At 67.8% G+C, this 13,507-nt stretch carries 12 protein-coding genes; 6 read left to right on the top strand and 6 right to left on the bottom strand.

The window, feature by feature from the left end; genetic code table 11:
• Positions 1-87 precede the first annotated feature (87 nt).
• Together ROV93_RS19280 and ROV93_RS19285 are read right to left on the bottom strand one after the other, a co-directional pair.
• The gene (locus ROV93_RS19280) at positions 88-942 is read right to left on the bottom strand and encodes an SH3 domain-containing protein (protein ID WP_072167653.1); all 855 of its coding nucleotides are present in this window, start codon (positions 940-942) and stop codon (positions 88-90) included.
• Between the two features lie 36 nt (positions 943-978).
• Positions 979-1,461 carry a DUF3574 domain-containing protein gene (locus ROV93_RS19285; protein WP_072167652.1) on the bottom strand — a complete coding sequence of 161 codons (483 nt, stop codon included), beginning with the start codon at positions 1,459-1,461 and terminating at the stop codon, positions 979-981.
• Between the two features lie 214 nt (positions 1,462-1,675).
• On the opposite strand from ROV93_RS19285, the gene ROV93_RS19290 reads away from it, so the two are divergent.
• From ROV93_RS19290 to otsA, 4 genes are all read left to right on the top strand, one after another.
• Positions 1,676-4,111 (top strand): TonB-dependent receptor, encoded by a 2,436-nt coding sequence (locus ROV93_RS19290; RefSeq protein WP_072167651.1) that lies wholly within the window; start codon positions 1,676-1,678, stop codon positions 4,109-4,111.
• Positions 4,112-4,318: 207 nt separating this feature from the next.
• A complete protein-coding gene (gene otsB / locus ROV93_RS19295; protein WP_061480563.1) occupies positions 4,319-5,077 on the top strand; it encodes a trehalose-phosphatase in 759 nt (252 codons plus the stop codon).
• A gap of 41 nt (positions 5,078-5,118) precedes the next feature.
• Positions 5,119-6,900, top strand: coding sequence for a glycoside hydrolase family 15 protein (locus ROV93_RS19300; protein WP_072167689.1), 1,782 nt, complete (start codon positions 5,119-5,121; stop codon positions 6,898-6,900).
• The gene (gene otsA / locus ROV93_RS19305) at positions 6,897-8,261 is read left to right on the top strand and encodes an alpha,alpha-trehalose-phosphate synthase (UDP-forming) (RefSeq protein ID WP_061480565.1); all 1,365 of its coding nucleotides are present in this window, start codon (positions 6,897-6,899) and stop codon (positions 8,259-8,261) included. Before ROV93_RS19300 ends, otsA begins: the two co-directional genes overlap by 4 nt.
• A 70-nt stretch (positions 8,262-8,331) precedes the next feature.
• Here otsA and ROV93_RS19310 read toward each other — a convergent pair whose 3' ends face one another.
• Genes ROV93_RS19310 through rluD form a run of 4 tightly spaced genes read right to left on the bottom strand, consistent with a single transcriptional unit; the run spans position 8,332 to position 11,030 of the window.
• The gene (locus ROV93_RS19310; protein WP_072167650.1) at positions 8,332-8,769 is read right to left on the bottom strand and encodes a thiol-disulfide oxidoreductase DCC family protein; all 438 of its coding nucleotides are present in this window, start codon (positions 8,767-8,769) and stop codon (positions 8,332-8,334) included.
• Complete coding sequence (locus tag ROV93_RS19315; RefSeq protein WP_080376927.1) at positions 8,744-9,250, bottom strand: DUF4166 domain-containing protein; 507 nt, start codon at positions 9,248-9,250, stop codon at positions 8,744-8,746. The genes ROV93_RS19310 and ROV93_RS19315 overlap by 26 nt, the downstream gene beginning before the upstream one ends.
• A gap of 20 nt (positions 9,251-9,270) precedes the next feature.
• Positions 9,271-10,041 (bottom strand): peptidoglycan editing factor PgeF, encoded by a 771-nt coding sequence (pgeF, locus tag ROV93_RS19320; protein WP_072167648.1) that lies wholly within the window; start codon positions 10,039-10,041, stop codon positions 9,271-9,273.
• A complete protein-coding gene (gene rluD / locus ROV93_RS19325) occupies positions 10,041-11,030 on the bottom strand; it encodes a 23S rRNA pseudouridine(1911/1915/1917) synthase RluD (protein WP_080376926.1) in 990 nt (329 codons plus the stop codon). The genes pgeF and rluD overlap by 1 nt, the downstream gene beginning before the upstream one ends.
• Before the next feature lie 113 nt (positions 11,031-11,143).
• Here rluD and ROV93_RS19330 point away from each other — a divergent pair, with 113 nt between their 5' ends.
• Complete coding sequence (locus tag ROV93_RS19330) at positions 11,144-12,031, top strand: outer membrane protein assembly factor BamD (RefSeq protein ID WP_032960726.1); 888 nt, start codon at positions 11,144-11,146, stop codon at positions 12,029-12,031.
• Between the two features lie 190 nt (positions 12,032-12,221).
• The gene (locus tag ROV93_RS19335) at positions 12,222-13,424 is read left to right on the top strand and encodes a lipase family protein (RefSeq protein ID WP_072167647.1); all 1,203 of its coding nucleotides are present in this window, start codon (positions 12,222-12,224) and stop codon (positions 13,422-13,424) included.
• Positions 13,425-13,507: the final 83 nt, after the last annotated feature.

The following is a 13,507-nucleotide window of genomic DNA, read 5'->3' on the forward strand; positions in this document are numbered from 1 at the left end:
CCGATGAAGTGATGCCTCCGCAAAAAAAGGGACGGAGGGAACTAACTCGCTTGTGCCGCAAGCGACTTAATTCCCTCCGTCCCCTTTCTAGTCGTTGACGTTGATCCAGCCCAGCACGTCGCCGTGCTTCGGGCTGCGATAGCGCAGCTTCACCCAGCCGTTCTGTTCATCCAGCAGTTCCACCCGATCGCCCTGCACCAGGTAACGCTTGGTGCTGGACGCACCAGGCCGGTCGAACAGGAACAGCCGCGCGGATGCCACGGTGGCCTGCTGGCCGCGCAACGGTCCATCCGGCGGTGCGCCCAGGCCATCGGCAATGGCACTTTCCAACACACGGCCGGCGGGATCATAGGTGCGCCAGACCGCCAACGGCCCGTTCTCTTCGCGTTGTTCCCACTGCAGCGCGGCGTTCACCGTATCGCCCAGCATCAGCACGCTCTCGGCGCGGTACAGATAGAGTGTCGCACCTGCAAAGCGATACTGGTCGGTGTACCACATCGGGCCGCTGCGGCAGCTACTGGTCAGGGTGCGGCTCAGGTGGTCGACCATCAGGCCCATCAGCTCGCCGCAGCTCTCCCTGCCGTGGGTTTCAGCCCGCAGCGCGCGGAACCCGGCACTGGCGGGATCGAACCGGTACACCGCCACCGCTTCGTTGACCATGCCGACCGGGGCGCGTGCAACCAGCTCCGGGTAACCATCGAAATCGACATCTTCGAGCGACCAGCGCGAATGGCCGTCGGCATCCGCCGCGCCGGCCAGCGTCTGCCGCTTGCCCGACGGTGACAGCTGCACGGCAATGCTGCCGTCCTGCAGGGGATCGGCATGCGCCTGCACATGCGCGCCCACCTGGAAGCGTAGCGTTTCGCCCTCGTCCTCCGCCTGCGCCGTCGGTGCCAGCGCGCCGGCCAACACCAGGCCCAGCAGGCATTCCCTGTAGTTCATCGTTGCTCCCTGCGGCACCGCGGCGGCACCTTCAACTCAGAACGATACCTCGACCGGCTGCCGCGACCACAGCACCGACTGATGCCTGGTCTGCTGCTTCCACGCCAGGCGGATCGCTTCGATATCGGCGCGGCGCTGCGGGGTGTCCTCATGCAGCACTACCAGCACCTTGGTGCGCAGGCGGTTGGGCGCGGCATCGCCGCGGAACAGCCACTGGCCATAGGCATCGAACACTGTCAGGCCATCCGGGAAGCGCGGGGTCACTTCCTTGTCCAGGAACGCGCGCCACTGCGCCTCGCTGATGGTGTCGGCCTGCGGGCGGTTGCCGGCGCCCTGCTCCTCGCCCACGCCGAAGTACAGCTCGCTGCGCACCCAGCCGTGCGCGGAAGACGGGCGCGCGGCGTCGCCCTTCAGTTCGGCGGTAGTGGCCGTGGCATAGGCGCTGGGCGCCTGCGATGAGAGGCTGGCGCAGCCGCTGGTGGCCAACAGCACGGCGAAGACGAGGCCAAGGTGTTTCATCGGTACAGCTCCGGGGAAGGGGGACAAGGCGAGCCGGCAGCGTACCGCGCCACCGGCCCGGCGTGCTGATGCCAACCGGGCATCAGCTCATGCCGGACCGGCAGGGGCTTGCATCCGCACCGGTCATCACGCGAAGATAATATATCGCTTCATCCGGATGGATGTAAGTGAAACCATCTCCCCTTCCCCCGTCGTCGTTGTTGCTGGAGTCCCCATGTCCGCCCGCCTGCCCGCGTCGCCGCTCGGCCTCGCCATCGCCCTCGCGCTTTCCACCGCCGCCGCCCCGGCCCTGGCCCAGGACGCCACCAACCTGGATACGGTGATCGTCACCGGCACCCGTGCCGCCGACCGCACCGTGCTCGAATCCACCTCGCCGGTGGATGTGCTCACCGCCGAGGACATCCGCAAGGCCGGCGTGGTCAACGGTGAGCTGGGCAGCGCGCTGCAGGCGCTGCTGCCGTCGTTCAACTTCCCGCGCCAGTCCAACTCCGGTGGCGCCGACCATGTGCGCGCCGCGCAGCTGCGTGGCCTGTCGCCGGACCAGGTGCTGGTGCTGGTCAACGGCAAGCGCCGCCACCACACCGCGCTGGTCAACACCGACAGCAAGATCGGCAAGGGCACCACCCCGGTCGATTTCAATTCGATTCCGGTCAGTGCGATCAAGCGCATTGAAGTGCTGCGCGATGGCGCCGGTGCGCTGTACGGCTCGGACGCCGTGGCCGGCGTGATCAACGTGATCCTCGACAACGGCGGTGACGGCGGCGAGATCGAGGCGAGCTACGGTGCCAACCACACCGACCTCAAGCCGATCGGCCGCACCCTCACCGATGGCCAGACCGGCAACATCAGCGCCAAGGTCGGCACCTCGCTGGGCGAAGACGGTGGCTTCCTGCGCGTCGGCCTGGAATACAAGCACCGCAACGGCACCAACCGCGCCGGCTTCGACCAGATTCCGCCGTGGGACCAGACCCCGGGCAACCTGGCACTGCGGGGCAAGCGCAACTATGTCCTGGGTGATGGCAAGAGCAAGGACATCAACCTGTGGCTGAACACCGAGATTCCGGTGGGCCAGACCTCGACGTTCTACGCGTTCGGTACCTTCAACCAGCGTGACACCGAAGGCGCGAACTACTTCCGCTATCCCGATGGCGATGCCAACTGGAAGCAGGTCTATCCGAATGGCTACCGGCCGATCTCCGAAGGTGAGAACCGCGACGTGCAGGCCGTGGCCGGCGTGCGCGGGCAGTGGGGCGAATGGAGCTACGACGGCAGCCTGGACTACGGCCAGAATGACTTCACCTATCGCCTGCGTGATTCGCTCAACGCCTCGCTGGGCCCGACCAGCCCGACCCGCTTCAAGACCGCCGATTACGAATATGCGCAGACCGTGGGCAACCTCGATCTGAGTCGCGTGTTCACCCAGAACGACAGCATCAGCCACACCCTGGGCCTGGGCGTGGAAGCACGCCACGAGCGCTACCAGACCCGCCCTGGCGACCCGGCCAGCTATGCCGCCGGCCCGTACACCGACCGCCCGACCGGTTCGCAGGCCGGTGGCGGCCTGACCCCGCAGGATGCGGCGCGCCTGTCGCGCGATGTGGCCAGCGCCTATGCCAGCCTGTCCAGCCAGTTCGGCGAGAAGTTTTCCACTGATCTGGCCGCGCGCTACGAGCACAACGACGACTTCGGCGGCGAACTGACCGGCAAGCTCGGCCTGCGCTATGAGTTCACCCCGGCGTTCGCGCTGCGCGGCGCGATCTCCAACAACTTCCGCGCGCCGTCGCTGGCACAGATCGGCTACGAGTCCACCTCCACCGGCTACAACGCAGCTGGCCAGCTGGTGCAGGGCCGCCTGCTGTCGGTCAACAATCCGATCGCACGCGGCCTGGGGGCACAGAACCTGAAGCCAGAGAAGTCGCTGAACACCTCGCTCGGTTTCACCAGCCGCATCGGCGAGCATTTCGACCTGTCGCTGGACTTCTTCCAGATCGACATCGATGACCGCATCGCGCTGTCGGAGAGCATCACCGGCGATGCGCTGACCGACTACGTGGCCGCCAACTACGGCGTCAGCGGCCTGCAGAGTGCCAGCTTCTTCGTCAACGCCGCCGACACCCGCACCCGTGGCGCCGAGCTGGTGAGCAACTGGCGCCAGTCGCTGGGCGATGGCCAGCTGCTGCTGACCGGCACCTATGCATATACCAAGACCACGCTGAAGAACGTGCTGGCCACGCCGGCCCAGCTGCAGGCGCTGGACCCGGATTATGTGCTGTTCGGGATTGAAGAGACCAACACGCTGACCGATGCCACACCGCGAACACGTGGCAGTTTCTCGGCCGCATGGAGCAACGACCACTGGTCGCTGAGCACCCGCGTGAACCGTTATGGCAGCGCCACCCGTGTGTTCAACTTCGGAGACGGCTACATCCCGCGCCAGACCTACCAGGCCGAGTGGCAGCTGGATGCGGAAGTCGAATACCGCATCACCCCGCAGTGGAGCGTGGCCATCGGCGGGCAGAACCTGACCGACAACTATCCGGATCGATCCAACAGCGATATCCACTACTTCGGCAACCTGCCGTACGACGTGCTGTCGCCGATCGGCAGCAACGGTGCGTACTACTACGGCCGCGTCCGCTATACGTTCTGATTGCATTGGACCAATCACTCCCGGTGGGTGCGGACCGTTGGTCCGCACTGCCCGGGTTCCATGCAAGCCTCCCCTTCGTGCCGACCAACGGTCGGCACCCACCGGAGGTGATCGCTCTGGGTGGGTGCCGACCGTTGGCCGGCACTACCCCGATCCGTAGCCTGCCCTCGACCCCACGTACACGCCCACGCTGGCAAGCTGGGCTTCATGGCTGAACCGCTCCCCCTGCGTCCGCCGCCGCCATTGCTGGATGACGCCTGCGCGTTGTTCCTCGATGTCGACGGCACCCTGATCGAATTCGCTGCACGCCCGGATGCCGTGCAGCTGCTGCCGGATGTGCGCGAAGCCATCGGCCGCATCAGCGACCGCCTGGAAGGTGCCGTGGCACTGGTCAGTGGTCGCCCGCTCGAACAGCTGGATCAACTGTTCGCTCCGCTGCAACTGCCTGCTGCGGGCCTGCATGGCCATGAACTGCGTGGGCAGGATGGCCGCGTACTGCGCGACGAACACGACGACGACACCGCCGAATGGCTGCACGCACTGCACCAGCAGGCGATGCGCTTCGCCCACGGCCATCCCGGCGTGCTGGTGGAAGACAAGGGTGTCGGCCTGGCCCTGCACTGGCGCGGCGCGCCGCATGCAGCCAGGGACGTCCGCGCCTTCGCCGACCGCCACGTGCGGGGCCGTGCCAGCTACCGCCTGCAGCCCGGCGACCATGTGGTCGAGTTCGTGCCCGTCGGCACCGACAAGGGCCGTGCGGTGCTTCGGATGATGCAGTACCTGCCCTTCCGCGGTCGCCTGCCAGTGTTCCTCGGCGATGACCTGACCGATGAGTTCGGCTTCGATGCCGCCAACGGCCAGCATGGCTGGAGCGTGCTGGTGGGTGAACGTGAACCCAGCGCGGCGGTGTTCGCGCTGCCCGACATACGCAGCGTGCACGCCTGGCTGCGTGAGAATGCCTATTGACCCGGCCAACCCCCACGGCCGCAACCGAGATGTACCGCGTGATGACCCAACCCGATCTTGATCTGGGCGTGGTCGGCAACGGCAGCTTCGGCGCCCTGGTCGACAAACGTGCCCGCGTTGTCTGGAGCTGCCTGCCCACCTTCGACGGCGACCCTACCTTCTGTGCGCTGCTCGGCCCCAGCCAGCAGACCGGTGGCGACTTCGCCATCGAGCTGGAAGACTTCGCCAGCAGCGAGCAGGAATACCTGACCAACACGGCGATCCTGCGCACCGTGCTGCGCGACGCGCACGGCGGCGAACTGGAAATCCTCGACTTCGCCCCACGCTGGCGCCAGAACGACCGTTTCTACCGCCCGGTCAGCCTGATCCGCCAGGTGCGTCCGCTGGCTGGCAGCCCGCGCATCACCGTACGCGCACGCCCGCTGGCGGACTGGGGCGCGCGCGTTCCGGAATCCACCTGGGGCAGCAACCATGTGCGCTGGGTGCTGCCCGAACACGTGCTGCGGCTGACCACCGACGTGCCGGTGCGCTTCGTGCGCGACGGCCTGCCGTTCGTGCTCAACCATCCCATCCACCTGATCCTGGGCGTGGATGAATCGCTCAACCGTTCGATCAGCGGCTATGTGCAGGAGGCCTTCCAGCGTACCCGCGATTACTGGCGCGAATGGGTGCGCTACCTGTCCATTCCCCTGGAATGGCAGGACGCGGTGATCCGCAGTGCGATCACGCTGAAGCTGTGCCAGTACGAGGACAGCGGCGCGATCATCGCGGCGATGACCACCTCCATTCCTGAAGCCCCCGGCAGCGTGCGCAACTGGGATTACCGCTACTGCTGGCTGCGTGATGCCGCGTTCGTGGTGCGTGCATTGAACCGCCTCGGCGCCACGCGCACGATGGAACAGTTCCTCGGCTACATCTTCAACCTGGCCACCACCGACGGTACGCTGCAACCGCTGTACGGCATCGGCTTCGAAGCCAAGCTGGACGAGGATGAGGTCCCCAGCCTGTCCGGCTACCGCGGCATGGGCCCGGTACGACGCGGCAATCTGGCCTGGGTGCAGCGCCAGCACGATGTCTACGGCAGCGTCGTGCTGGCGTCCACGCAGCTGTTCTTCGACCGGCGCCTGCAGGACCCGGGTGATGCGCACACCTTCGCCCGCCTCGAACCCCTCGGCGAGCAGGCCTTCGCCCTGCACGACGTACCCGATGCCGGCCTGTGGGAGTTCCGCGGCCGCACCGAGGTACACACCTACACCAGCGCGATGTGCTGGGCCGCCTGCGACCGCCTGTGCAAGATCGCCGTGCGGCTGAAGCGCGACGACCGCGCCCACTACTGGCGCACACGTGCCGACACCATCCACGCGCGCATCATGGCCGAATCCTGGAGCGAAGAGCTGGGCCACTTCACCGATACCTTCGGTGGCCATCGCCTGGACGCCTCGCTGCTGCTGCTGGCCGACATCGGCTTCATCGACGCGATGGACGCCCGCTTCATCGCCACCGTCGAAGCCATCGGCCGTGACCTCAAGCATGGCAATTCGCTGTACCGCTATGTCGCTCCGGATGACTTCGGTGAACCGGAAACCAGCTTCACCATCTGCACGTTCTGGTACATCGATGCACTGGCGGCGATCGGGCGCCTGGACGAGGCGCGCGAGATGTTCGAACTGCTGCTGAGGCAGCGCAATCACCTGGGCCTGCTGTCGGAGGATCTGGCCTTCGACACCGGCGAGGCCTGGGGCAACTTCCCGCAGACCTATTCGCATGTCGGCCTGATCACCGCCGCGATGCGCCTGTCACGGTCCTGGCAGGAGGCATCGTGAGTCGTCTGGTCGTGGTATCAAATCGTGTGGCCGTGCCCGGCGAGAACCGCGCAGGCGGCCTGGCGGTCGGCCTGCTGGCCGCCCTGAAGGAGCGCGGCGGGCTGTGGTTCGGCTGGAGCGGCAAGACCGTGAAGGAAGGCAGCGGCACGCTGCACCGGCAGAAGGACGGTGACATCGACTACGTCACCATGGACCTGAGCAAGCGCGAAGTCGATGGCTACTACAATGGTTTCGCCAACCGCACGCTGTGGCCACTGCTGCACTTCCGGCTGGACCTGGTCGACTACGACCGCGGCACCCGCGAGACCTACCACAAGGTCAATGCGCTGTTCGCCGACAAGCTCGCGCCATTGCTGCGCGAGGACGACATCGTCTGGATCCACGACTACCACCTGATCCCGCTCGGCGCACTGCTGCGCGAGCGCGGCATCGGCTGCCGCATCGGTTTCTTCCTGCACATCCCGATGCCGTCGGCCGACCTGCTGCAGGCCATGCCCGATCATCTGCGGTTGTTCTCCGCGCTGTACGCCTACGACCTGGTCGGCTTCCAGACCCAGCGCGATGCCGATCGCTTCCAGACCTACCTGCGCCTGTTCGGTGGTGGCCGCGTGCTAGACAACGGTGAGCTGGAAGCGCCCGGTGGGCGCCGATTCCGCGCGGCGGCCTTCCCGATCGGCATCGACACCGAACTGATCGCGCGCCAGGCCGGCACCGCCGCGACCAAGACCGCAGTGAAGAACCTGCGCAGCAGCCTGCGGGACCGCCAGCTGGCGATCGGCGTGGATCGCCTGGACTACTCCAAGGGCCTGCCCGAACGCTTCCTCGGCTTCGAGCGCTACCTGCAGCGCCACCCCGACCAGCGCGGCTCGCTCACCTACCTGCAGATCGCGCCGGTCTCGCGCGGCGATGTCACCGAGTACCGGCAGCTGCGCAGCCAACTGGAACAGATCGCCGGCCACATCAACGGTGGCCACGCCGAGCCGGACTGGACGCCGCTGCGCTACGTCAACCAGAACTTCACCCATGCCACGCTCACCGGCTTCTACCGAGCGGCGGCGGTCGGCCTGGTCACGCCGCTGCGCGATGGCATGAACCTGGTGGCCAAGGAATACGTGGCCTCGCAGGACCCGGAGGATCCCGGCGTGCTGGTGCTGTCACTGTTGGCCGGCGCCGCCGACGAACTGAAGCAGGCACTGCTGGTGAACCCGCACGACCTCGACGGCGTGGCCGATGCGATCGCCACCGCAGCGACGATGTCGCTGAGCAGGCGCAAGGAACGCTGGCACGCGATGATGGAACATCTGCGCACCTACGACATCAACCACTGGCGCCGCAGCTACCTCGACGCACTCGAAGGCTGAAGAAAAAGGGGACGGAGGGGATTAAGTCGTTTGTGCACAAACGACTTAATTCCCTCCGTCCCCTCTTTCGTCAATCCAGGAACCGCGCGGCCTGTTCCGGTGCGGGTAGATGGCAGGTGTCATGCCGACCGAACCAGCGGTAGCGGTTGCGTGCCAGCGCGCGATACGCCGCATCACGCCAGCCGCGCGGCACGAGCCGCAGCACGCCGGCCAGGCGCCAGGCGCCGCCCAGCCCCGCAAGTACGCGCAGGATCGCATCGGTATCGGTCCAGGCACCCTGTGCGTCCAGCAGCAGGAACGACATCGGGTCCTGCGGATCCAGCCCGTGCGCGCGCAGCATCGCGCTGCCCTTCTGCCCCTGCATCGCTGCAAAGCGGTAGCGCCCCCTGCGGTCGAAACGCAGCAGGAACCGCACCCAGCGGTTGCACAGTGCGCACACGCCATCGAACACGATCACCGCGCTGCCAGCCTCGGCGGCAGCGTCACCGCGGTTCGAGCCAACCTTCATAGCGGATCAGGGCTCCGGCCCAGGGCAGCGTCACATCGACCAGGAAAGTGTAGCGCTCGCCCTGCCAGGCTTCACGGCAGCGCACACCGCCGAACCAACGCGTCGGCAGCGGCAGCAGCCCGAACGCCCAGACCCGGCGCACCGACCAGTCGATACCACCGTCGCGGGCCTGCAGCGCGAACTCGAAGCGCACCGCGCCCAGCTGCTCGCGCAGATGCCCGTCGTGCGCCCACAGCCGCGACACCATTGGCCAGCGCCCGAACCGCCGCGCCCACTGCTCGCCCTGCCGGTAGCGGTTGAACGCCACCTCGGTGGGCAGCGCGTCACCGTCCTGTGGCAACCGCGCCAACGCAGCCAGCAGCGGCACCAGCCAGTGCCGCCCCCTCACGATGCAGGCCTGCCCTGCGTAGCGGCACGGCAACGGCGCGGCATGCAGCGCCTGCACCGGTCCTGCCAGGGTGGCGAAGGCCGGCCCCAGCACACGCGCGAACAGCGGCGCAGTCAGGGCGCGATCCAGGCCAGGGTCGCCATGCGCCCGGTGCGACGATCGCGCCGATGCGAATACAGGTCCGGGTCGGCCATCGTCGACACCGTGCCCCCATACACCTGTGCCGGGTCCATCCCCACAGACTGCAGGCGCTGCCGCGCCAGCGCGAACAGGTCCACCTTCCAGTGTCCGGGACGGGTCACGACGAACGCCCGCTCAGCAGCGGGATCATGGCCGACGAAGGCGTGATAGACCTCCTCGCCGATCTCATAGTCGGACGGCCCGGCGGCCGGGCCCAGCCAGGCCCGCAGCTGCGCCGGCGGCGTCTGCAGGGCGGCCACCGTGGCCTCCAGCATGCCGTCCGCCAGCCCCCGCCAGCCGGCATGGGCCGCGCCCACCTCGCTGCCGTCCGCGGCGGCGAACACCACCGGCAGGCAGTCGGCGGTCAGGATCGCCAGCACCACGCCCGGCACCGAGGTTACCGCCGCGTCGGCCACCGGCTCGCGCGCGCCGGGCACCGGCGGTGCATCGAAGCGCAGCACGGTGCTGCTGTGCACCTGGCGCAGCCAGTGCGGCGCCGACGGCAGCGCCAGCCCCTGTTGCAGCAGCTGGCGGTTGTGCTCCACGTTGGCCGGGGTATCACCATCGGCCGCGTGCCGGTTGCCCAGGTTGAACTGCGCGAACGGCGCCGGCGAGATGCCCGCGCCGTGCCGGCGCGTGGTCAGCGCATGGACGCCTGCGGGCGCCGGCCAGTCGGCCTGCAGCAACGGCAGCGCGGCCGCCATCACCAGCGGTCCCGCTCGCGGGCGGCGAAGGCTTCGCTGTCTTCGCGCAGCACCTTCAGCAGGTGCAGCATGTCCTCCGGCACCGGCGCGGTGTTGCGCACCGGTTCACCGGTGATCGGGTGCGTGAACTCCAGGGTCTCGGCGTGCAGGGCCTGGCGCTTGAAGCCGCGCAGCGCGGCCACCAGCTCGTCGCTGGCGCCCTTGGGCAGCTTCAGCGCGCCGCCATACAGCGGGTCGCCGATGATCGGATGGCGCACGTGCGCCATGTGCACGCGGATCTGGTGGGTACGGCCGGTTTCCAGGCGGCACTCCAGCGCGGTGTGTGCCCGGAAGCGCTCGCGCAGGCGGTAGTGGGTCACCGCCTCCTTGCCGTCCTCACGCACCGCCATCTTCAGGCGGTCGCGCGGGTGGCGGTCGATCGGGGCATCGGCAGTACCACCGGCCACCAGTGCGCCCATCACGATGGCCAGGTACTGACGGTGCACGTCACGTGCCGCCAACTGCTCGACCAGCGCGGTCTGCGCTTCCAGGGTCTTGGCCACCACCATCACGCCGCTGGTGTCCTTGTCCAGGCGGTGCACGATGCCGGCGCGCGGCAGCACCGCCACCGACGGATCGCGGAACAGCAGCGCGTTGACCAGGGTGCCGCTGTGGTTGCCGGCACCCGGATGGACCACCAGGCCCACCGGCTTGTTGATCACCAGCAGGTGCTCGTCCTCGAACAGCACGTCCAGCGGGATGTCCTCCGGCTGGGCGTCGGTCTGGGTTTCCAGCACCGCGTTGAGGGTCACCACCTCGCCGCCGCGCAGCGGATCGCGCGGGCGCACCTGGGCACCATCCAGCAGGACCTCCCCGGCCTTGATCCACTCGGTCAACCGCGAGCGCGAGTATTCGGGGAACAGTTCGGCCACGACCGCGTCGAAACGGCGGCCGGCGGCGGTGTCGGGGACGATGGCCTGGCGGGCCGATTCAGAGGGTTGTTCAGACATGGCAGGGGGCATTCTTTGAAATTTTGGGGTCCCGGCGGCCGGTTTCAGTCGCTGGACAGGACACTAGGCTATCATCGACCCTTCGTATTCCAGCCGCGTCCCGCCTCGACCCCATGATCCGACGCTCCGCCATGCTCTCCGCGCCCGTCCGCCTCACCGCCCTGCTGCTGGTGCTGGTCATCGCCGCAACCGGCTGCCATCGCGGCGCCAAGAAGGGTGATCGCCCCGATGAAGGCGTGCCGGTCGAACAGCTGTACGAGAAAAGCCACAAGCTGATGCAGGGCGGCAACTGGAGCGGCGCCGAAGCCAGCTTCCGCCGCCTGGTGGCCCAGTATCCGTACGGTCCGTACACCGAGCAGGCGATGATCGAAACCGCCTACGCCCAGTACAAGGCCGGCAAGCACGATGACGCGGTGTCCAGCATCGACCGCTTCATCCGTACCTACCCGACCCACCGCAACATTGCCTATCTGTACTACCTGCGCGGCCTGGCCAACTCCAACCGCAGTACGGTTTTCCTGCGCCGCGTATGGTCGCTGGATGCCAGCCGCCGCGACCTGTCCACGCCGCACCAGGCGTACTCGGACTTCAACATCGTGGTTGATCGTTACCCGAACAGCCGCTACGCCGCCGATGCGCGCCAGCGCATGCTGGAGCTGCGTGACGTGTTCGCCCAGCACGAGCTGGACAACGCCCTGTACTACATGCGCCGCGGCGCCTGGGTGTCAGCCGTCGGCCGCGCCAACTACCTGCTGGAGACCTACCCGCAGAGCGCCTTCCAGTACGACGCCGTGGCCGTGCTGGCCGATTCCTACACCCACCTGGGCAACAAGACCCTGGCCGACGACGCCCGCCGCGTCCTGCAGCTGAACCAGCCGGATCACCCGTGGCTGGAAGGCAAGTGGCCGAAGTACCCGTGGATGATCCGCAAGCTGAACCCGTTCGCCGGCGAGAAGTCCGCCAGCACCGGCCAGCGCAACGCGCGACTGGAAAAGAAGTAAAAGAAGGCCCCGAAAGGGGCCTTTTCTTTGTCGGCAGATCCACGCCATGCGTGGAGGGTTCGTGCGCCCATGGACCACGACACTAGGAATTCTACGAATCCCCGGCGGATGCGACGCCGGTCCCGATCGGCGTAGGCGAGGCCATCCACACTGCGGTGCAACGGCCATCCCGGCCGTGAAGGAGCGCCCCATGACCCCACCGCCCCGCCGTTTCCACCCGCTCGCCTGCATCCTCGCCACTGCCCTGCTGGCGCTGTCCTCGGGCTCCGTGGCGGCTGCCTCACCCGCACCGGGCGATCTGCTGTCTGCTGCCACCTATCGCGCGTCATGGGTGCCGTCCAAGGCCGCCCAGGCCTACAAACTGCACTACCGCACTCCTGACCACCGCGGGCGGCTGGCCGAAGGCACCGGCCTGCTGTACCTGCCCGCCGGCACGCCGCCCATCGGCGGTTGGCCGGTGGTGTCGTGGGCGCATGGCACCCAGGGCATTGCGGATCGTTGTGCGCCCTCGGTCTCCGGCCCCTATCAACCCGAACGCGACGGGCGCTTCCTCGATCGGTTCCTGGCACAGGGCTATGCAGTGGTCGCCGCGGATTATCAGGGCCTCGGAAGCTCAGGCGACCATGCCTATCTGCATGTGCGCACTGCCGCGCGCAACGCCATCGACATGATCAAGGCCAGCCGCCAGTACCTCGGCAACGGGACGCTGTCGCCACGCTGGGTGTCGGTCGGCCATTCGCAGGGCGGTGCCGCCGCGCTCACGGCGGGCCACATCGCCCCCACCTATGGTGGACCGTCGCTGCAGTACCGCGGCAGCTTCACCACCGGCACGCCCACCGCAGTCGAACTGACCGCGCTGGTGATGAAGCCGGACAACCGCACAGCCAATCCTGGCGCGCTCAACGCGTATCACGCGTATCTGCTCGATGGCCTGCTGCAGGTCGCGCCACAGATCGACCGCGTCCTCAGCGACGCCGGCCGCGCCCGTGTGGCCGTGGCACGCGAGCAGTGCCTGGGCGAACTGGCCACCACGCTGGACGGCGCCGACACCGGCAGCATGTTCACTGCGCCGCTGGCCAGCGTGCCGGGCATCTGGGCGGTGCTGTACGACTATCTCGGCGTACCGCGCCGCGGCTTCAGCCAACCGCTGATGTTGGGCCATGGCAGCCAGGACCGCGATGTGCCCTACCTGACCACCCTGCTGTACGCCGCTGGGCTGGCCCTGCGAGGCGAGCCGGTCGCGTTCCGGCGCTACCCCGTCGACCACCGGGGCACGCTGGACGCAGCGGCGGCCGATGGCCTGGCGTTCGTACGTGCGCGACTGGGGGACGATCCCTTCAACGACGCTGCGGAAACCGCCGGCCTCGAACAGTTGCTCGACGAAGTCCGGTAGATCCACGCCAAGCGAGGATGATCTTCGACCATCGTGCGGACCAAGCTCCGCACCCACCGGAGAGGGGCCAACGGGTTGCCGGC

The sequence above is a fragment of the Stenotrophomonas maltophilia group sp. msm4 genome, from assembly GCF_032025605.1.
Lineage (GTDB): Bacteria > Pseudomonadota > Gammaproteobacteria > Xanthomonadales > Xanthomonadaceae > Stenotrophomonas > Stenotrophomonas sepilia.